This is a genomic window from Marinococcus sp. LNSP9103-4 (assembly GCF_056034345.1).
This window is the reverse complement of the sequence record NZ_JBQLIA010000007.1, coordinates 84,768-105,140: the sequence shown is the minus strand read 5'-3', so window position 1 is coordinate 105,140 and position 20,373 is coordinate 84,768. Positions and strand designations below refer to the sequence as shown.

The window sequence follows — 20,373 nt, the reverse complement described above, 5'->3', positions numbered from 1 at the left end:
AAGCAGGCAGCCGCCTGCTTTTTTTAGTAACAAAAGAACATGGCCAGGCGTATTAGTTGCACGAGCAACTAATTATTTATATGGTGGGTAGAGTAAAATATAGACAAAGGAGTAATCAAAGTGTCTCAAAAGCTGGCTATACTATCCATTTCGCTGATCACCGTTATGGCAGGAGCTACTATTTCTCCGGCGCTCGGTTCCATTTCTGAAGCTTTTCCGGATGCCAATGAAACCTCGATTAAATTAATTAATACCCTGCACGCATTGTTCATCATTCCATTTACTTTTATATCAAGCCGGCTCACGAAACGAGTGTCCAAAAAATCTGTTTTAACAGCCGGACTCATTCTTTATGTCGTTGGAGGTCTGGGAGGGGCTTTTGCTCCAACGCTTTGGCTGCTGCTCGTTTCAAGAGCGGTGCTCGGTATTGCTGTCGGATTGATCATGCCGATATCGACGAGTCTGATTCCAGATTTTTACGAAGGTAAAGAAAAAACTGTCATGATGGGAAGAGTGAGTGCCTCCAATCAGCTGGGCGGTATTATCTCCATCGTGCTTGCGGGCATACTGGCAGGTATTTTATGGAGGCTGACATTTGTAGTTTACGGCCTGGCCCTGCTGGTGCTGGTGCTTGTTTTCCTTTTTCTTCCGAAACAAAAGCCGGAAGCGGCATCGGTGTCAGAAGACAGCTCATCGAGGGGAGTGGAAAAGCCTATTTTTGCTCTTGCCGGCGGTATGTTTATTGTCTTCTTATTCTTTTATTCCATTCCGACGAACATGGCAATCTTTCTGCAGGAGAGCAATATTGCTTCTGCTTCCCTGGCCGGGGTGATGATTGCTTCTTTAAACGTAGGAGGCTTTGCCGCAGGCTCGATGCTTGGCAGCATCACTAGCCGGCTGGGCAGATGGACAGTCCCTTTACAGCTGGCTGTAACTGGTCTCGGGTTCGTCCTTATCGCTTTTGGCGGACAGGCAGTATTGATTACAATAGGGATCGTTTTGATTGGTATCGGGCTTGGTACAGTTATTCCGTTGATTTTTGACCGTGTGACGAAGGTGTCGAGCGCTGCCCAGATGTCTTTAGCAATGGCGGTAGTGCAGAGCTTTATGTATTTCGGGCAGTTTATGTCGCCGCTCGTGCTGGATGTTGTCGGCCGTCTGGCGGGCGGTTCGGTCGGCACCAATCAGTTCATATACGCCTTTTCCGGCTTCACGGCTCTTGTAGTGGCATCGATAGTGTTTCTGTTTAAAGCTTTCGGGAAACGTAAAGCTCCGGAGGAGGAGAAATAGTATGACTGTTTATTCTGTGGGAAAATGGGCAGCCGTTATTCAGCGCTACACTCATCAATATATTGATAAACGATTCAATCATTTTGGTTTAGGGAATACAGAAGTGCTTGTACTTTTAACGTTATACGCTCAGGAAAATGTACCTCAGGAGTACATTACCAGGCAGATAGTGATGGATAAAGCTACAATTACGCGCGCTATAAAACGCCTCGAAGAAAAAGGATATCTTTACCGGAAAGAGAGCGTTTCGGACCGGAGGGAAAAGATCGTTTTTCTTTCTGAAGCGGCTTGGAAAATAGAAGAAGAGATTTCAGAAGCGATGCGGGAATGGACAGATATTATGACAAAAGAGTTTACAGAGGAAGAAAAACAAACGCTTCTCAGGCTCATGGAAAGAGCGGCAGAGGGGGCGAGGGCTGAAGTGGAGCCCGGGTAGAGTGTTTGTGACAGTAGGCGGCTCATGGTAGCATAAAGATATATACTTCGTATAATTCGATTATTCCCCCGGCGTTTACTGCCTTTCATCATTTATTCCTATTAATTTCTATCCGTGTATATTCCATATATAGGAGGTGTATAGTTACTTGCGAAGAGAAACCAAATTTTTATTTTCTTTTATGCCTTTCACTACCTACGATAAAGAAAAAAACCGTTTGAAGGAGCAGCGCCAAAAAGGATGGCAGGTGCAGGACTGCTCTCTGCTCGGCTATTCTTTGTCGGAAGTAAGGGAAGAAGAAAAGGAATACCAGTTCATCATGTCGAAAGATTATCAGGGATTGCGGAAAATTTCTGAAGATGAATGGACACTTCTGTGTTCCTCCCCGGTACTCCACATATTTGAAGGGGAGAAAGATGCTTCGTCCTTTCAGGACCACTGGACGCTTTATTTTTTGGAGGAGTACCGGAAAAAGTGCCGGAGGTGGGGGATTACAGCTGCAGTAAGTGCCCTTTTGTTTATAGTATTTCTGCTTTTGGTGATAACTGATTTGAACCTGCCGGGCATGGCGGTGAATTTTGCCTTTTTTATGCTTTCTTTGTTCACGGGAATAGTAGCCTTTACTGTGATACGGTGGCTCCGGACGCTTGCTGTCATCATCCAGGCTAAGCAGATTGTCAGTACCGGCACAGAATGATATTTTATCCTGTACATGAAAGGACGGCCTTCATGGAAGAAGAGCTTCGCTATTTGAATGATGAGGACAAAAAACGATTTGAAGAAATTCAGGCAAAGCTTGAAGGAAACATTTCGTATGAAGACCAGAAAAAGCTCGTGACAGAGCTGGCAATACTGCGTGAAAGAAACGAACTCAGAAAAAGATCCCGGCCGGAATAGGCACGGGATCTTGCTGTATTTATGCCTCTGGTTTAACACATACAGCGGTGCCAAGAGGGTAGTGAACACCGGGACGGACGGGACGTTCGAAAGCGACTCCCTGCTGGTAATACAGCTGCAGCCTCTCCCACGGCCAGTCTTCTCTTGATAAGAGCTCTTCCCATTCCTCTGTCGTCAACTGATGGTAATGAAAAGGAGAATTGCTGGGCTTGTGCCTTCCCTGGCCGAAGGGCGTAGAAACGATGAGTGTACCGCCAGGCCGGAGGAGGGCGTACATACGTTTCATAAAGATACGGTCATCGGGCACGTGTTCAAGGGTCTCAAAGGAAACAATCGTATCGAACGTGCCTATCTGCAGGGGGAGATTCTCATCAAGAGCATCTCCTGTCTGGAAAGAAAGCTGGGGATGATAATAGTGCTTCTGGGCAAATGCTATCGCTTCAGCGTCAATGTCGACGCCGAGCACATAGTCTACCTCACGTTTTTTGCCTTTAGCTGTCATCTGGGCCCCATAGCCGACCCCGCAGGCAATATCAAGCACGCGGCCCTTTGCGTACGGCATGGCAAAATAATAGCGGGCCAGATGCTCAAGCAGCATACCGTTGGTCGGCTTCATTTGTGAAGGGATGATTCGTTCTCCTGTGTCTTTTAGCACGAATAGTCACCGCTATCTGTATAGTTTAGTCCTCTCATCATATAAAAAGAAAGAAGGGAATTGCAAGGCTGAAAAATATCACGGGAGGCAGCAGCTGCCGGTACGCAGCCTATGATACATATTTGACAAACAGGAGAGCATCGTTTATATTTTTTATATACCCGCATGGGTAATGAAAAGAAATGAAGGCAATATAAATAAATACTCTATTTGAAAGGAGGAGTCTTTCATGGAATACAATGATCAAATGAAAAACCGGATAAAAAGGGTAGAAGGGCAGGTCCGCGGTGTTCTTCGAATGATGGAAGAAGAAAAAGACTGTAAAGAGCTTGTTTCTCAGATGAATGCTGCACGTACAGCGCTCGATCGAGCGATCGGTCTGGTAGTGAGTGCGAACCTCGAGGAATGTGTGCGTGAACAGATAGAAAAAGGGGAAGACAGCGAAGAACTGATCCAGGAAGCTGTTAATCTTCTGGTTAAAAGCAGATAATAAGCCGGGTTAATGAATGTTTAAAAGAAATAAAAGAAGCTATTGAGCATATACTGAAACAGGGAATAGATCAAACTGTTTAAAGACTATAATCCGCGTTCTTCCATGAAGAGCGCGGATTATTTAGTATGAAATATCATCGTTTTTCTTATACATTTTAAATAATTCATCTCCGGCAACAGGCGGACTGTATAAATAGCCCTGATATTCATGACATTTTTTCTGCCGTAAAAGATTTAATTGCAGCGGGGTCTCAATACCTTCCGCGATAACATGAAAATTCAACTGTGCCGCAAGGTGTAGAATACTTTCGACAATAGCTGTTTCACGTGAAACGCCGTTCATGCCCTGAATAAATGTTTTATCAATTTTGAGCGTATCGAGAGGAAAATCCTTTAAATATCCAAGTGACGAATAACAGGTACCGAAATCATCCAGAGAAAGCTTCACCCCGAGATTTTTTAACTGATGAAGAACAGGGACAGCTTCTTTTGCATGCTGGATAATATTTTCCGTCAGTTCAAGCTCAAGCACAGACGGATCGAGACCTGTTTCCTTCAGTGCTTCGGCCACCGTTGAATAAAAATCGCTCTGCTGAAACTGAATAGTGGAGATATTCACGGATATTCGGGAAAGGGAAAAGCCTTCTTTCTTCCAGGCTGCGGCCTGGCGGCATGCTTCTTTTAGTATAAAACGGCCAAGAGGGATGATCAGGCCGGTCTCTTCTGCTAAAGGAATAAATTCATCCGGTAGAGTTAATCCAAGCTCCGGATGCTCCCAACGGACTAAAGCTTCCACCCCTTTAATTTCGCCAGTGAGAGTATCAATCTGCGGCTGGTAAACTAAAATGAATTCATTACGCTCGATGCCTTTTCGCATCCCTGCTTCCAGCAGAATTTTTCTTGAGACATTTTCATTCATATCTTCAGTGAAAAAACGATAACGGTGCGTGCCCTTGTTTTTAGATTTATACATCGCAGTGTCCGCATTTTTAATCAAAGCATCAGTGTTTTTTCCGTTTTCAGGAAAAAGACTGATGCCGATGGAGGCAGACACAAACATTTCAAAGCTGTCAATAATAATCGGGTCATTCAACACATCCAGAATACTTTCGGCCATATGAGCTGCCTGATAGCCTTCCACACGAGAAAGAACCACAACGAATTCATCACCACTCTGCCTGGCTAAAAGATCCTTTTTTTGAAGAAGGCTGTTAATACGGGCGGCCACTTCTTTAAGCAGCAGATCCCCGGTAGCATGGCCGAACCTATCATTTACGTTTTTAAAGCGGTCCAAATCGATAAACAAAACGGCAAGGGAGGGGTCCTTTTCAGCACCGGAGTCCAGACAGGCATCCAGATATTCCTGAAGCATTCGCCGGTTGGGCAGCCGGGTGAGTTCGTCCCGGTAAATGAGTTCTTCAATCCGTTTTTGATAGCAGACCCGCTCTGAAATATCCCGTATGATACCGGTCACGTAAGAATGCGTACCGCTTTGCTGTCCGGAAAGGGAAAGCTCTATAGGAAAAGAGATGCCGTTTTCATGAAGGGCCTCCAATTCGTAAGTATTGCCGGAGGAGCCCCCGTCAGGTAAGGATTGGTAACGTTCAAATCGTTGCCAGTAGATCTGTTTATATTTTTCAGGCACAAGAGCGGTAAAGTAAGAGCCAAGAATGTCAGCTTCCTTGTAACCAAAGATCGTTCTGGCCGCCTGATTCCAGGCTACTATCCTTCCGTATTCGTCTAACGTAATAATGGCATCATTGGCCGAATGGATAATGGATTGATACAAATCATCCAGCAGGCCATAGCGGCTTTCGCTTGATTCTACCTTTCTGTCAAAGAAAGCGGCGATAAGAGCAATAGAAATAATCGCAGTAATACTGACACTGATAAAAATGGAAAGCATATGCGAATCAACGGTGCCAGCAGGCGTTACATTGCCCTCATCTGGTTGAAAAGAAGCTGCTGCCATACCTGTATAATGCATACCTGAAATGGCTGCTCCCATAATTGCTGCGCTGCTCATATAAGCGATTTGGCTGAGAGACCGGCTTGGGTTGCCCGGCACTGAAGAAAACAGGCGGAGAGCGGTAAAGGAGGCACCTACAGCAATAACAATAGACAGGAAAACGAGCCAGGGATTATAGGAAATGGAGGCCGGCATCTGCATTGACTCTATGCCCACGTAATGCATAGAAATGATGCCCGTTCCGACAAGGCAGGAGCCGGCAGCGTGATAGAGGAGCCGAGGCCTGGTGAATTGAATAATGGCAAATGCAGCCCAGCTTGAAAGTATGGCCAGCAGAATACTTAAAGTTAAAAAAAGCGGTTCATAAGAAACGGGCATGCCAATGTCATAGGCGAGCATGGCCACAAAATGCATCGACCAGATGCCGCCCCCGAGAGACACTGCTCCCCCGGCAGTCCATAAGTGCTTATTTGCATAGTTCGTATGTACAACGCGGCCGGCAATATGAAATGCAGCATACGAAGCAAATACGGCGATGAACACCGATGAAAAAATGAGAGAAATAGAATAGGTTCCGGACAATAAATTCATAAGCATTGCTCCTGCCTTATTCAGTCAAAAGTAGGTAAATAGTTTTACAGCTAACGATATACCCTTGCGCTATACAAATCAATCAAAGTTATTTATGTAATTATTATATTTTTAACATGTATATTAAAACATATATGTGCAATCAAAATTTTAAAGAGTTATATCTTTTTTTAAATTTACCGGATGATCTAAGGATAAAAGGGGTATAGATTTTAGGGCGATCGGCATAGGTTAAACTAAAAATTAATAAAGGTGGTTTCGCAATGCAGGGAGAGGACCGTGAAGTAGTATTTATCTCAGACAAGATCCATGCAATTATTCTTTTTCTGGATGATATTATCATTCAGGAAAAATATCACATGAAGGATATTGAAAAGCTTCAGCCTGAAACGATGGAATCTCAAAAGCATAAATCAGCGATTATTTTAAACATTATGGAACGCTCGGCAGAATTACTTCGTGGACGGTATCCGGACTGCTGTGAGGCAGGATCGCAGGTTACTTACACCGTGAAGGATCTGGAAAAGACGAGAGAAGATTTAAAAACAATTCACAATGAAACGTTTAAAGAGTACGGAATTATTAAATCCACGTACGAGCCGGGAGAAGAAAACGAGGATTCTTTTATTACGAAAACGGTCGTAGGCCTGGTGAACTATAATGTACATTTATTTGAAACGAAGTTTCTGGACTACATAGACCCCCACGCTCTCTAGGTGAAAAGAGGGAGTTTGCCGGGAAATGGTTTAAACAGAGTCAGAATTGTTTATTAGAATAGCAGTAAACATTAAAGGGAGGTTCTTATGAAACCATTCGTGAGAGAATACACTAATGACGAGGCTCTGCAGCAGGACGTTCAGCGTTTAGCTGAGAAGGGCATTGATAAAAGTAACGTGTACGTTATGACCCACGATAACGACCGCACCGGCCGTATCGCGGAGAATGCGAATGCCAACACTGTCGGCATGAAAGAAGAAGGAATAAAAAATGCAGTAGGAAATATGTTCAGCAAAAAAGGTGATGAACTCCGAAACAAGCTGGAGGGAATTGGGTTATCCCAGGAAGAAGCTCATGAGTACGAGGATGAACTCGATGAAGGAAAGATCCTTCTCATTGTGACAGACACTGAAGGGGTCAACACGATTATTTAAAAGTGAAAGAATAGAGCCGCTCTCCAGACGGAGGCGGCTTTACGTTTGTCGATTGACAAACTTTTACAACAAGGAATAGAATAACGTTAGACTTTCCTTAGGGAAACTTTTTTTAATAGAGTGAAAAGGAGATTATATTATGGAGTGGTTTGCGGAGCTGCATCCTACACTGCAGGCGCTGATTGGCTCTTTGTTTACCTGGGGTATGACTGCAGCAGGCGCTGCGGTTGTGTTTTTTACGAACAGAAATAATCAGAAGCTGATGGATAGTATGCTTGCATTTGCCGGTGGGGTCATGATTGCTGCGAGCTTTTGGTCGCTTCTTTCTCCCGGCATTGATATGGCGGAGGAGCAGGGCCAAATACCTTATATTCCAGCTGTTATTGGTTTTTTACTTGGGGGTGTTTTTCTGTTATTGCTCGACAGGGTCATCCCCATGATGGATGAAGACACATATTTCACGGAAATAAAAGACAAGTATGCCAAGCACCGGACCACAATGCTTGTTTTTTCGATTACTCTGCACAATATTCCGGAGGGACTAGCTGTAGGGGTAGCGTTCGGGGCGCTGGCTTCGGAATTCAGCAGCTCTACGCTCGCTGGAGCAGTAGCGCTTGCGCTTGGCATCGGCATTCAAAACTTTCCGGAGGGAACTGCAGTATCGATGCCGCTTCGCCGGGACGGAGTGTCGAAAAAGAAAAGCTTTTTTTACGGGCAGCTGTCCGGTTTTGTAGAGCCGGTGGCTGCAGTAATTGGTGCTGCTGCAGTTATCATCATCCAGCCGCTGCTTCCGTTTGCTCTCAGTTTTGCAGCAGGAGCGATGATATTCGTCGTTGCCAAGGAGGTCATCCCCGGTTCCCAGGAAAAGGGCAACGTACGGCTCGCTACCTTCAGCCTGATGATTGGCTTCAGCGTCATGATGATACTGGATGTAGCTTTAGGGTAAAAGGGGCGGCTGAAATTAAGGATTTTTTATCTGGAAGGCCGTTTTTTAATGAATTAAGGATAAAATCCATGCTCCCTTTTGTGATAAAGTAGCATAGATGAACAAACGGACCAGGAAGCTGAATTTATTTATAGTTTCTGGAGAAAATGCTGAAAAGGAGCTTCGACATGCGGGCTGATAAACCGAAAAACGGGTCGGGTCCCATTTTTTATGGATGGGCGATTGTGGCTTTATCCGCGTTAAGTATGTTTTTTTCCGGACCGGGCCAAACGTATTCGATTTCTATTTTTATTGATTATTACATTCAGGATTTTTCGTATTCACGTTCCTTTGTCTCTGGTATTTATTCGGTTGGTACTCTGGCTGCCGGTATTACTCTTTTTTTCGTCGGCCGTGCAATCGATCGTCTGGGCCAGCGTCTGGTAATGGGGGCTGCAGGAATTCTTTTGGCTCTCGCCTGTATTTGGAATGCCTTTTTAACAGGTGCTGTAATGATGTTTATCGGCTTTTTTGCTATTCGATTATTTGGCCAGGGTTCGCTGACCCTGGTTCCTAATACGCTTGTGCCGCAATGGTTTGTGCATAAGCGCGGCCGGGCCTTAAGTGTCATGGCGATTGGCGGCTTTGTCGGTGCCGCTGCCCTGCCCCCGTTGAACACATGGCTGATCCAAATGGTCGGCTGGCGGGACACATGGTTAATTTGGGGTGGACTGTTACTTTTTGTTTTTGTGCCGCTGGCTTTCTTAGTGGTGCGGAACCAGCCGCAGGATATTGGCCAGGAGCCCGATGGCAGAGGACCAGCGTCTCATGAGGAGGTCCGGGGCCAGCGAACAGGCATGCAGGAAAAAAGCTGGACCCTTCAGGAAGCGCGCAGAACCAGAGCCTTCTGGCTTATTCTTTTTTGTGTCAGCGTGCCAGCAATTGTAAACACAGGTGTTACCTTCCACTTAGTATCTATCGTAGAAGGAAAGGGTCTTTCGATTTCGCTTGCGGCATTAATTCTTTCCTTGATGGCTTTTATCGGTTTCCCGGTAACATTTGCTGTAGGGTATTTGGTGGACCGCATTGCTGTGCATTATGTGCTTGCGATGACGTTTGGGGTACATATTGTTTCACTTTTGGTGCTTTTAACTATAAATTCCTGGACAGGAGCTATCATTTTTGGAGTGCTGTGGGGGGTAGCCCACGGCTTTGAACGTATTGTGTTAAGCATTGTGTGGCCCAATTATTTCGGCCCCAGGCATTTAGGGAGTATTAAAAGCATTGCCCAGACGGTAATGGTTATTGGCTCCGCTCTTGGTCCGCTGCCATTTGGTATTTTTTATGACTGGTTCAATAATTATACGGCAATCTTATGGCTTATGATGCTTTTGCCGGCGACAGCTTTGGTTTTTGCTCTTTTGTCTCCGAAGCCCTCGTATTAGCAGACGAAGCGGATAGTATTAAAAATAAGCACGTCCCCAGGATTTTCTCTGGTCGGGGACGTGCTTATTTTTTAAGTTTATTCTCTATTATAAAGTTTCACCGTGCTGAAGCCGGCGGATGTACTCACGAAGATCTTCTTTTTGAACGCGCCAGTGTCTCCCAATTTTGAAGCCTGGGATCCGGCCTTCCTGCACAAGCTTATATGTAGTTACTTCGCTGATTTGTAAATATTCCGCGACCTGGGCCACAGTCATGATTTCTCTTTCCTGATCCATAAAAAAACCTGCCTTTAAATGAAAACTTCATTGTTATTCTATCCCTTTTCTGTTCCGGCGACAAATTTTGAGAAACAGTGTTAAATTTATCTGTATTATGTTCAATTATAAATGGTTATATTAAATAATAGTACAAATATATCGCTGAAGGATGATAAAATAATAGCAGTCTCCAGTAATTTTTGATACACATGCATCCTGGAATGATTGAGATGCATGTTTTTTCGTTTATTTGCATACCTTCTTAAATGATAAAAATTTAGTAATGGAATAGAAATGTAGATCGTCTTCAAGCCTACTTAGTATAACCGGAAAGGAAGATAACATGGCCCACGAGTACAGTGACAAAGCTTTTGAACAGGAGCAGGAGCGACTGCAGAAAACAAGAGAATACATTTATGAAGTTCTTGAATCCTCTGTAGAAAATCAGTCAGCCTATCAGCAAAATATTAAAGAAGCTCTTGTAGAGCTGGACCATCTGGACAGCAGTTTAAGCTATGTGAACACACTGGCAAATGCCCAGCTGCTGGAAATGTCGAATAAAGAGTATTGGGACCTTGTGCGAGTAAAGGATGAACCCTATTTCTCCCGCATTGATTTTAAAAGGGAGGCAACCGGACAGACGGAACAGCTGTATATTGGAAAAACATCTTTAACAAAAAACGACACCCAGGAACCGGTAATTGTTGACTGGCGCTCCCCGATTGCTAATCTTTATTATGAAGGCAGCCTCGGTCCGGCGTCGTATGAAGCAGAAGGGGAAAAGCATGACGGAGAATTATCTCTGAAACGGCAGTTTGAGGTGCAAAAGGGCGAACTGCAGCATATGCAGGACATTGATATAACAGCGAGAGACCAGATGCTGCAGGATGCTTTGTCGACAAATGCGGAAAAACGATTAAAAGACATTGTGACTACTATCCAGGCAGAACAGAACCGGATTATTCGCGCTGATATGGACAAACCGCTGATCGTCCAGGGTGTAGCCGGAAGTGGAAAAACGACAATAGCTATGCACCGGATTTCATATTTCATTTATACGTATGCAGACACCTTCGATCCTGAAGATATGATGATTCTGGCCCCTAACCAGCTGTTTCTTCACTATATTTCCGGAGTATTGCCGGAGCTTGGCGTCGAAGAGGTAAGGCAGACGACGTTTCAGGACTTCTTTATGGCAGCGATGGGAAAAAAATACACTATTCAGCCGATGGATCATCATTTGCTGCATTTCCTTGAAGAAAGTGGGACCGAGGCTTACGATTCCTCCTGGATTCCTGCATTTAAAGGATCTATGGCGTGTAAAAATATGCTTGACGGCTACGGTGCACATATAACAAGTGATTTGATTGAGGCTGAGGATTTAACAGTTGACCGTTTTACTCTGGTTGAGGCGTCTCATGTGAAGCAGCTCTACCATGATCAATATGCCTACATGCCTGCTTTTCAGCGTATTGATAAAATCAAAAAAGTAATCAACGCAGCAGCTAAAAAAGAAATTAAGCGGGTAATTGCAGAAGTCAAAGAAGTATATGAAGACAGAATGGAAAAAGTGCGGTCAAATGTTCGCGATCCGGAGAAACGCAGGGAAATGGTCGTTCAGTTGATGGATGAGCAGGAGGCGTACGCAGAAAAATTGGATCAGGAAGCCTCAGAGGCTATTAAAGCGTACGGGAAGCAGTTTTCCAAGCCGGACATCCATACGGTGTATAAAAATCTTATGCAGAACGCCGGAAAGCTGGAAACTTTCGGGGAATTTTCGAAAGATGAGGCGGGCCAGCTGGCTGCTTATCAGCAGCAGGTGCTCAAAGGAAAAAAGATAGAAGCCGAGGACGCCGCTCCGTTGTTGTACCTGCAGCATATGCTTGTGGGTGTGAAAACGAAGCATCAGGCGAAAAATGTAGTCATCGATGAGGCACAGGATTACAGCCTGTTCGAATTGTACACGCTGCGGGCCGTTACCAAAACCAAGCTTTTTACCATCCTGGGCGACCTTTCGCAGGGCATCCACAGCTATCGGAGCATTCAGCACTGGGAGGACGTACAGACGCATGTTTTCCCGGAAGCGACGTATACGACGCTGAATCAGAGCTACCGTACGACGCAGGAAATTATGGAAAGGGCCAGCCAGGTTCTTGAGCAAAGCACTAACCAGGATCTCCCCAAAGCCCGGCCGGTGGTACGCCACGGGGAGCTTCCGGAAGTTACTGCTTTTAAGCATAACAGGGAGGCAGCAGCACGTATTGAAGCAAGGGTGAACGGTCTGAGAACCGAGGGTGCTCCTTCCATCGCGATTATCGGAAAAACGATGAATGAATGCCGGCAGCTGCACCGCATACTGGAAACGGAAACTACCCTGGACAGTTACGTGCTCGGGGAAAAAGAAGATTTTCAGGAAGAGCAGGTAGCCATTGTTCCTTCCTATTTAGCCAAGGGGCTGGAGTTTGATGCCGTGTTTGTTTATATGGAGCAGAAAACGTATCATCCAGACCGGGAGCTGGATGTGAAACTGCTGTACGTTGTGATGACCCGCGCGCTGCATTACCTGGAATTTGTAGTGCATCAACGCCATTTAGGTTCTTTAGAAACATTTACGCAGCTTGCTCCATCTTAAATCGTCCGTATTTTGCGAAGGTTATACAAACTATTTTTCCGTGGGTCCAGAGTGATCCCCGGAATTTTTTGCGTTAAAACAGGATCAGGAAGTCTTTGCACATTAAACAAGGGTAAGAGATAATAAATACATATTAAGTAAACGTTTTCAATCGTATGAAAAATTTCCAGCTGAATATGGTGGTGAGGATATGATTTCAAAATTTATGGCTCCCGAAATTATTTTCGGAGATCATTCGATTCATCAGGTAGGTGAGAGCTTTCTGCGTCTGGGAGCGCAGCGTGTACTCGTAGTAAGTGATCCGGGCGTCAAAGAAGCCGGCTGGACGGTCCAGGCTATGGAAAGTATACAAGCTTCCGGCCTTGAGTATCACCTTTTTTCAAATATTAGTACGAACCCTGACACAGCTCAGGTAGTAGAAGGTGTGGAATCCTATCATAAAGCCCGGTGTGACGCTGTACTTGGCATTGGGGGAGGAAGTGCGCTGGATGTGGCTAAAGCGGTGGCTGTCATTGTGAGCAATGGCGGAAAAATCGAAGATTACGAAGGCGTAGACCACATCCATAGTCCACTTCCACCAGTCATTATGGTGCCGACAACGGCGGGATCGGGATCCGAGGTCTCCCAATTTTCGATTATTGTTGATCCGGTGCGGAAAAAGAAGATGACGATCGTTTCTAAATCGCTCGTGCCCGATATTGCGATTGTCGATCCGTTTGTCTTGATGACCAAAGATCATTTGCTTACAGCAGCTACCGGACTTGATGCGATTACCCATGGTATAGAAGCGTATGTAAGTGCGGCAGCGACGCCGCTGACGGATGTGCATGCGGTAAATGCGATGAAGCTGGCTGCTGAATTTCTGCGGCCGTCGGTGGCATCACACACAAATGTAGAAGCCAAGCGTGCGATGGCGATGGCAAGCATGCAGGCGGGACTTGCGTTTTCCAATGCCATTTTAGGTGCAGTACATGCGATGTCCCACGCGATTGGCGGACGCTATGCTCTTCCGCACGGAGAGATTAACAGCATTTTGCTTCCGCATGTCATGGAATTTAATCTAATTGCTTCACCTCCCCGATTCGCTGCTATCGGCGATATTTTCGGTGCTTCTGTGAATGCCGGGGAAATGGTCCGTGCCAGACACGGCATTCAGGCCGTCCGGGCTCTTGCAGATGACATCGGTGCTCCCAAGACACTGCGCTCTGTCGGCCTGAGAGACCCTGACTTTGAAAGCATGGCCCGCATCGCCCTTGATGACGCATGCATGATCACCAACCCACGGGACGTAGCTTTGAAGGATATCGAAATGCTGTTCAAAAAGGCTTACGAATAAAGGAGCATCGGTATGTTCACAGAAAAAGAGATGGTGATTGAAAAATTAACCGGGGTCCGCGCCTCGAAAAAAAGCTATTATACAGACTTGAAAGCAAAAATTGCGGAACTTGAAAAAAAGAATCGTAAGCTTGAAATTTTGAGCGAAGTAGCAAAGGGGTTTCAGGTTACAGGAACGATGGAGACGGCACTGCAGCATATTCTTGAAACCATTTACGAGCTGTATCCGATCGACCGGGTAAGCTTATCGCTAATCGAGCATGGGGCCATGTCATTAAAAAGTGTCTATCCTCTCTATGCAGAGGACTCTGCAGTAGGTATGCACCTTCCGAAAAAAGAGTCGTTGTACTGGAAAGCAATCGAACAGAATATGATTGTTTTTCACGAATGGGAGCCTGCTGATGCGTATGCGTTTGTGGAGGAGCAGACGCTTTCGGCTTTGAATTTTTACTATGTGTGTGTCATACCGCTTCGGATTAAAGCATCGACCATCGGCGTTCTTACCTTTGCTGCGGCTGAACGGATCGAGTGTGACCAGTCTGATATCAGCTTCTTCCGACAGCTTTCGGATCATATCGCCGTTATGATGGAGAACGCGAGACTGTACCAGGAGGTGTATCAGGGCAAAAAGGAATGGGAGGAAACCTTTCAGGCTGTGGCGGACCTACTGATATTAACCGATAACGATCACCGGATCGTCCGCTGTAATCAGGCTTCCCACTCCTTTTTTGGCGAACCTCCGGAGGCGGTGGCCGGACGCCGCTGTCATGACCTGCTTTTTCATGATACGAAAGAGTTCTGTCCAATTGAAGAGAGTTACCGCGGCGATTCGATGAAAAACTATCAGATGACATTAAAAAATGGCAGTGTTTGCGACATTCAGACGTATCCGGTCCGGGACGGAGAGGGGATAATGAAAGGACTGCTTATTTATATTAAGGATGTCACGACGCGTATCAAAACCGAAGCCCAGCTTCAGCATTCCGGAAAGCTCGCGGCGATAGGGGAAATGGCAGCCGGAGTAGCTCATGAGTTAAACAGTCCGTTGATCGCGGTGATCGGCAACACCCAGATACTGCAGCGTAGTCTGACAGAGGAAGGGCCTTCGAAGGAGCTTGCGGCGGCGATTGAAAGAGGGGGCCGCCGCTGCCGGACGATCGTGCAAAATCTGCTTTCTTTCTCCCGTCCGGAAAAAGAAGAAAGTACGGAGTGCGATATTAATGAAGCAGTTGAAGATGTACTGAGTCTGATTGGCTTTCAGATCGAAAAAGAGAATATCCTGATTGAAAAGCATTATACGCCCGCTCTGCCATTTGTCCAGGCAGGACCTCATCAGGTCGGTCAGGTAGTTATCAACCTGCTTCTGAACGCAAAAGATGCGTTAAAGGACAGCGCAGAGACGGATAAAAAGATCCAAATTAAAACCAGTGTTATTCATTCAAGCGTTGTGCTTGAGGTGGAAGACAATGGATGCGGAATCGCCCAGAGTCAGAAGCCGTCAGTGTTTGAACCTTTTTTCACCACGAAAAGAAAACAGAACGGGACCGGCCTGGGTCTGTCGGTAAGTAAGGATATTGCAGAGAAAAATGGGGGGCGGCTGACGTTTACAAGCGAAGAGGGAAAAGGAAGTACCTTTCAATTGAAGCTGCCAGTTCATGGAGGAGGCGATAAGTATGAAGATATTAGTCATTGATGATGACTATGATATAGGCACGTTTTTTCGTTATCTGCTTGTAGAACAGGGTCATCATATTGATCTTGCCCATGACGGGAAGGAATATGAACGTCTTCGCGGCCAGAACCATTTGTATGAACTGGCATTTATCGACTTAAAGCTGCCTGATACGAACGGATTGAAGCTGCTCGCAGACTTGAAGCAGGCGCAGCCCTCGTGCCGCTGTATTGTTATGACAGGATACAGCACAATTGATACAGCTGTGGAAGCAGTTAAGCTGGGGGCGGAGGACTATATTGAAAAGCCATTTGAAGATATCAGCATTATTGAAGAGAAAATAAAGCAGCCGGAGTCAGACCCGGAAGTGTCAGGACAAATTGAACAGGCAGCCGCAAGAAGCGGCTTGATAACCGGAGAAAGTGAAGCAATGAAAGAAGTGGTGCGGCTGGCTGTGCGCTTTGCGCCAAAACCTCTAACAATCTTAATAGATGGAGAAACGGGCACAGGAAAAGAGGTAGCCGCCCGCTTTATTCATGAGCTTGCCGGGTCGGGGGAGCGCTTATTTCTCGGTGTGAACTGCGGGGCACTGCCGGAGCAGATGCTCGAAAGTGAGTTGTTCGGTCATGAAGCAGGAGCCTTTACCGGGGCAAATAAAACACGGAAGGGTTATTTTGAACTGGCCTCGGAAGGGACGCTCTTACTTGATGAAATTGGGGAAGCATCACTCTCGACGCAAGTGAAGCTGCTGCGGGTAATCGAAACGAGAGAGCTTTACCGGGTGGGTGGTGAACGCCCGATTAAAACAAAAGCCCGTATCATTGCTGCCACAAACCAGGACCTGCATCTTGCTGCAGAGGCAGGAGAATTTCGTGAAGACCTGCTGTACCGCCTCGAGGTCGTCCGGCTGACTATTCCGCCTCTGCGGGAACGAAAGGAAGATATCCCTGCGGTGGCCCAGTCGATTCTCCGCAAAGAAGCTCCGGCAAATACAGTGATCAGTCTGGAAGCTTTGGAGGCGTTACAGGCTCACCACTGGCCGGGCAATATCCGGGAGCTTACAAACGTACTGATCCGGGCGGCCGCAGAATCAGACGGAAGTATTGAACGCCGCCATTTAAACATGAGGCCCTCAAGCTGGAAAACTGCTGCCAGGAACCGGATTGTATCAGGGGACTGGCTCAGACAGAAAAAGCAGGAGCTCGAAGAGACTAACTATTTGTCGCTTGAAAGCACTGTTGAAGATATACGGAGTGAAGAAAAGAAAAGTATTCAGGATATTATTGACCACGCTTTAATGCTCACCCGTGGAAACCGCCGGGAGGCAGCAGAAATGCTCGGAGTGAATACCAGAAAGCTGCGCTACTGGCTGAATGAATAAATTCGGGAAGAAAAATCAGCAAAACCCGGCGGGAAGAGGAGCCCGTCCGGGTTTTACTTTGTGTAAGCGTTTCGTAACTTTACCGGTAATCTAGTCCTGAATTTTGAGTACAATCCTGCCGTTGATATCGCCTTTTTCCATTGAATCAAATACGTCGTTAATATCATCCAGTTCTTTCGTTTCAATAATCGGGCGGATCTTACCGTTAGCTGCGAGTTCGAGACACTCCTGCAGGTCTTTGCGTGTACCGACAATGGAGCCTTTAACGTTCACGGCGTTTAAGACTGTGTCAAAAATAGGAATTGGAAGGTCCCCGACTGGAAGGCCTACAATGACTAAATTTCCTCCCCGTTTGACCGTCGAGTACGCCTGTTCAAACGCTTTTGGACTGACAGCTACGCTGATAGCGGCTTCTACTCCGTTTAATTTTTCCATCAGTATCCTGCCGGGATCATCGTTCATACTATTAATGGTCATGTCTGCTCCCATTTCCTTTGCGAGCTCCAGCTTGTCGTCGCGTATGTCGACAGCTACAACGTTTAAGGCCATGGCTTTCGCGTATTGTACGGCAACGTGCCCGAGTCCGCCGATGCCAAAGATGGCGACCCAGTCACCCGGTTTGGCTTCAGAGACCTTGAGCGCTTTGTACGTTGTCACCCCAGCGCAGAAAAGTGGAGCCACTGTATCAAAGTCCAGGCTGTCCGGAATTTTTGTTACATAGTGGGCGGGAGCTTTACAGTATTCCGCGTAGGCTCCGTCTACGGAATAACCGGCATTCAGCTGCTGCTGGCAGAGTGTTTCTCTTCCCGAAAGACAGAATTCGCATTCACCGCAGGCAGAGTAAAGCCACGGAATGCCGACGCGGTCGCCGATTTTGATGGATTTGACGCCATCTGCAACCTTTTCCACTGTGCCTACACCCTCGTGTCCCGGCACGAGAGGCAGCTTTGGTTTAACCGGCCAGTCGCCGTGAGCTGCATGCAAATCGGTATGACAGACACCGCATGAATGAATTTTGACAAGCACTTCTCCGTAATCAAGTTCAGGCACCGGAATATCTTTAATCTCCAGTTTTTGATGAAATTCATTAACCACTGCTGCTTTCATGAATGAACCCTCCTTATAATTTTGCAGGATGCACTCTATGTATATGCAAGGAACGTGCCAACATTGAAAGCGCAGTCAACAACTGGTACAAGCGGTCCAGGCTATAAATAATTAATGAAGTAAGCCGAAATTTCGGCTCAATGCGACAAAAAAAGGCTTCGAAAACAAAAAAACAGCTCTGCTGTTTAAGCAGAACTGTTTTTGGGGCGCTTGTTATTCAGCTTCAGGAAGACCGGCCATGACGAGCTGTGTTTCGCCGTCTTCATTTTCCTGGGTGTCGAGCGTAACGTCCTGCATTAAGTCTGTAACGCGGTTATCCACTGCTACTTTAATACCGTTTGCTTCGAGCACCTGATCGCTCTCCTGTGGATCCTGAAGAACAAGACCGATTTGAGAGGATTCTTCCATTTCTTCGACTGCCACGCGAAGGTGGTCCATGTTGTTTTCTTCCATCAGCGGTTCTAGTACTGCTTTAGCACCGTTTGTAATTTCCAAGAGTGAGCCTCCTTAATTTTTAAACCTGTATAGAATATATCTATACCTTTTTTTCTATGCCTGCAAACTGCTGAATACATTCCCTGCTCTCCGTAAGTTTAAACTGCCGGAGCCGGGCGCTGGATAATTATCATTTGCAACTCTGCCAAGGGTAACAACAATATTGCTGTTATTCAACTAATTCATTCAGTAAGCCTGTCAGGTATTCATATTCGAGCGCAGAAGGTGTCATATTTCCCGGGAAATGACCGGCTGTTTCCGGTCAGCCGCCAATGATTAACAGCCATACATAGAGGCCGACAAGAGTAATAAAAAGCGTTGGAATGGTCAGAATGATACCGACTTTGAAGTAATAAGCCCAGGAAATATGAAAGCCGAACTGACGCAGCACATGAAGCCACAGCAGGGTAGCGAGAGAGCCGATCGGAGTGATTTTCGGCCCCAGGTCGCTGCCGATCACATTGGCGTAAATAAGGCCTTCACGTACAGCTCCGGAAGTAGCTGTTTCTGAAATAGCCAAAGCATCAATCATCACTGTCGGCATGTTATTCATGACAGAAGATAAGAGAGCGGCGATGAAGCCCATCGAAAGTGTTCCGACAAATAAACCCTCATCAGCAGCTGCCTGTATCACAACTGCCAGCTGCTCGGTAAGCCCGGCGTTCTGAAGGCCGTAAACGACGACGTACATTCCCACTGAAAAGAAAACGATATCCCACGGCGCTCCCTTTAATACTTTGCCTGTTTCAACAGCCGGACTGCGGCGGGCCATCAGCAGGAAGAATAACGCCACGATACCGGCTATGACGGAGACGGGAACTGCTACGAATTCGCTGACGAAGTACCCGACAAGCAGCACCGCAAGCACCACCCATGAGAACCGGAACATTTTTATGTCCTGGATAGCGTCCTTCGGATTTTTTACTTTTGTAACGTCATACCTTCCGGGAAGATCCTTCCGGAAAAAAAGGTAGAGGACAAGAAGGCTCGCCCCGATAGAGAAAAAGTTTGGAACAATCATCCGGGTCGCGTATTCAACAAAGCCGATACCGAAAAAGTCGGCAGAAACGATGTTTACGAGGTTGCTGATAATCAGGGGCAGGGAAGCTGTGTCAGCGATAAAACCACTGGCCATAATGAACGGAAGAATCATACGTTCCTTAAATTCAAGCGCTCTTACCATCGCGAGAACGATAGGCGTCAGTATAAGGGCAGCACCGTCATTGGCAAAAAGCGCAGCAACGACGGCTCCGAGCAGAATTATGTAAATAAACATCCGCAGGCCGCTTCCTCCGGCGATTTTTGCCATGTGTAGAGCAGCCCATTCAAAAAAACCAATTCTGTCGAGAATCAGACTGATAATGATAATAGCAACAAAGGCGAGCGTAGCATTCCATACGATGCCAATAACGGTTTCGACGTCTCCAAAGCTGACAACGCCTGCGATAAGAGCGATAATAGCGCCTCCGCAGGCAGACCAGCCAATATTTAAATTTTTCGGCTGCCAAATAACCAATACGAGCGTGATAAGAAAAATAATAACTGCGAGCAGGGTGTTCATAAATACCTCCAGGCCGGGCCGAAAACGATTCGGCATCCGTTTCTTTCTAAATTTAATCAGGCAATTGCTGAATTTATTATA

General features: G+C 46.3%; 19 protein-coding genes. 13 read left to right on the top strand and 6 right to left on the bottom strand.

Annotation, left to right across the window (positions count from 1 at the left end; all coding sequences use genetic code 11):
• Nucleotides 1–120: 120 nt before the first annotated feature.
• The 4 genes from ACTRXG_RS07190 to ACTRXG_RS07175 all read left to right on the top strand — a co-directional run bounded on the left by ACTRXG_RS07190 (nt 121) and on the right by ACTRXG_RS07175 (nt 2,623).
• Complete coding sequence (locus ACTRXG_RS07190; RefSeq protein WP_474284461.1) at nt 121–1,290, top strand: MFS transporter; 1,170 nt, start codon at nt 121–123, stop codon at nt 1,288–1,290.
• A gap of 1 nt (nt 1,291) precedes the next feature.
• On the top strand, nt 1,292–1,726 hold the full coding sequence (locus tag ACTRXG_RS07185) for a MarR family winged helix-turn-helix transcriptional regulator (protein WP_474261292.1): 435 nt from the start codon (nt 1,292–1,294) through the stop codon (nt 1,724–1,726).
• A gap of 148 nt (nt 1,727–1,874) precedes the next feature.
• Nucleotides 1,875–2,423, top strand: coding sequence for a DUF2812 domain-containing protein (locus ACTRXG_RS07180; RefSeq protein ID WP_474284460.1), 549 nt, complete (start codon nt 1,875–1,877; stop codon nt 2,421–2,423).
• A 32-nt stretch (nt 2,424–2,455) separates the two neighbouring features.
• Nucleotides 2,456–2,623, top strand: coding sequence for a hypothetical protein (locus ACTRXG_RS07175; protein ID WP_474284459.1), 168 nt, complete (start codon nt 2,456–2,458; stop codon nt 2,621–2,623).
• A 19-nt stretch (nt 2,624–2,642) separates the two neighbouring features.
• Here ACTRXG_RS07175 and ACTRXG_RS07170 read toward each other — a convergent pair whose 3' ends face one another.
• Nucleotides 2,643–3,278, bottom strand: coding sequence for a class I SAM-dependent methyltransferase (locus ACTRXG_RS07170; protein ID WP_474284458.1), 636 nt, complete (start codon nt 3,276–3,278; stop codon nt 2,643–2,645).
• Nucleotides 3,279–3,507: 229 nt separating this feature from the next.
• Here ACTRXG_RS07170 and ACTRXG_RS07165 point away from each other — a divergent pair, with 229 nt between their 5' ends.
• Entirely contained in the window at nt 3,508–3,768 is a 261-nt protein-coding gene (locus ACTRXG_RS07165; RefSeq protein ID WP_474284457.1) for a metal-sensitive transcriptional regulator, read from the top strand.
• A 123-nt stretch (nt 3,769–3,891) separates the two neighbouring features.
• Here the strand turns inward: ACTRXG_RS07165 and ACTRXG_RS07160 are convergent, their stop codons facing one another.
• Nucleotides 3,892–6,330, bottom strand: a complete 2,439-nt coding sequence (locus ACTRXG_RS07160; protein WP_474284456.1) for a putative bifunctional diguanylate cyclase/phosphodiesterase — start codon at nt 6,328–6,330, stop codon at nt 3,892–3,894.
• Between the two features lie 263 nt (nt 6,331–6,593).
• Between ACTRXG_RS07160 and ACTRXG_RS07155 the strand changes: the two genes are divergently transcribed.
• The 4 genes from ACTRXG_RS07155 (at nt 6,594) to ACTRXG_RS07140 (ending at nt 9,851) form a co-directional block, all read left to right on the top strand.
• Nucleotides 6,594–7,046, top strand: a complete 453-nt coding sequence (locus ACTRXG_RS07155) for a hypothetical protein (RefSeq protein WP_474281990.1) — start codon at nt 6,594–6,596, stop codon at nt 7,044–7,046.
• An 87-nt stretch (nt 7,047–7,133) separates the two neighbouring features.
• The gene (locus ACTRXG_RS07150; RefSeq protein WP_474284455.1) at nt 7,134–7,481 is read left to right on the top strand and encodes a YflT domain-containing protein; all 348 of its coding nucleotides are present in this window, start codon (nt 7,134–7,136) and stop codon (nt 7,479–7,481) included.
• Nucleotides 7,482–7,620: 139 nt separating this feature from the next.
• Entirely contained in the window at nt 7,621–8,427 is an 807-nt protein-coding gene (locus tag ACTRXG_RS07145) for a ZIP family metal transporter (protein ID WP_474261300.1), read from the top strand.
• A gap of 167 nt (nt 8,428–8,594) precedes the next feature.
• A complete protein-coding gene (locus ACTRXG_RS07140; protein ID WP_474284454.1) occupies nt 8,595–9,851 on the top strand; it encodes an MFS transporter in 1,257 nt (418 codons plus the stop codon).
• A gap of 87 nt (nt 9,852–9,938) precedes the next feature.
• Here the strand turns inward: ACTRXG_RS07140 and ACTRXG_RS07135 are convergent, their stop codons facing one another.
• Nucleotides 9,939–10,127, bottom strand: coding sequence for a helix-turn-helix domain-containing protein (locus tag ACTRXG_RS07135; RefSeq protein ID WP_474281994.1), 189 nt, complete (start codon nt 10,125–10,127; stop codon nt 9,939–9,941).
• A 325-nt stretch (nt 10,128–10,452) separates the two neighbouring features.
• Between ACTRXG_RS07135 and helD the strand changes: the two genes are divergently transcribed.
• From helD to ACTRXG_RS07115, 4 genes are all read left to right on the top strand, one after another.
• Nucleotides 10,453–12,741, top strand: a complete 2,289-nt coding sequence (helD, locus tag ACTRXG_RS07130; RefSeq protein ID WP_474284453.1) for an RNA polymerase recycling motor HelD — start codon at nt 10,453–10,455, stop codon at nt 12,739–12,741.
• A gap of 190 nt (nt 12,742–12,931) precedes the next feature.
• Nucleotides 12,932–14,077, top strand: a complete 1,146-nt coding sequence (locus tag ACTRXG_RS07125; protein ID WP_474284452.1) for an iron-containing alcohol dehydrogenase — start codon at nt 12,932–12,934, stop codon at nt 14,075–14,077.
• Nucleotides 14,078–14,089: 12 nt separating this feature from the next.
• Nucleotides 14,090–15,769 (top strand): ATP-binding protein, encoded by a 1,680-nt coding sequence (locus ACTRXG_RS07120; RefSeq protein WP_474284451.1) that lies wholly within the window; start codon nt 14,090–14,092, stop codon nt 15,767–15,769.
• Nucleotides 15,750–17,129 carry a sigma-54-dependent transcriptional regulator gene (locus ACTRXG_RS07115; RefSeq protein ID WP_474284450.1) on the top strand — a complete coding sequence of 460 codons (1,380 nt, stop codon included), beginning with the start codon at nt 15,750–15,752 and terminating at the stop codon, nt 17,127–17,129. Before ACTRXG_RS07120 ends, ACTRXG_RS07115 begins: the two co-directional genes overlap by 20 nt.
• Nucleotides 17,130–17,219: 90 nt before the next feature.
• Here ACTRXG_RS07115 and adhP read toward each other — a convergent pair whose 3' ends face one another.
• From adhP to ACTRXG_RS07100, 3 genes are all read right to left on the bottom strand, one after another.
• A complete protein-coding gene (gene adhP, locus ACTRXG_RS07110) occupies nt 17,220–18,236 on the bottom strand; it encodes an alcohol dehydrogenase AdhP (protein WP_474284449.1) in 1,017 nt (338 codons plus the stop codon).
• A 213-nt stretch (nt 18,237–18,449) separates the two neighbouring features.
• Entirely contained in the window at nt 18,450–18,731 is a 282-nt protein-coding gene (locus ACTRXG_RS07105; protein ID WP_322525430.1) for an adhesin, read from the bottom strand.
• Nucleotides 18,732–18,993: 262 nt separating this feature from the next.
• Complete coding sequence (locus ACTRXG_RS07100) at nt 18,994–20,292, bottom strand: arsenic transporter (RefSeq protein WP_474284486.1); 1,299 nt, start codon at nt 20,290–20,292, stop codon at nt 18,994–18,996.
• Nucleotides 20,293–20,373: the final 81 nt, after the last annotated feature.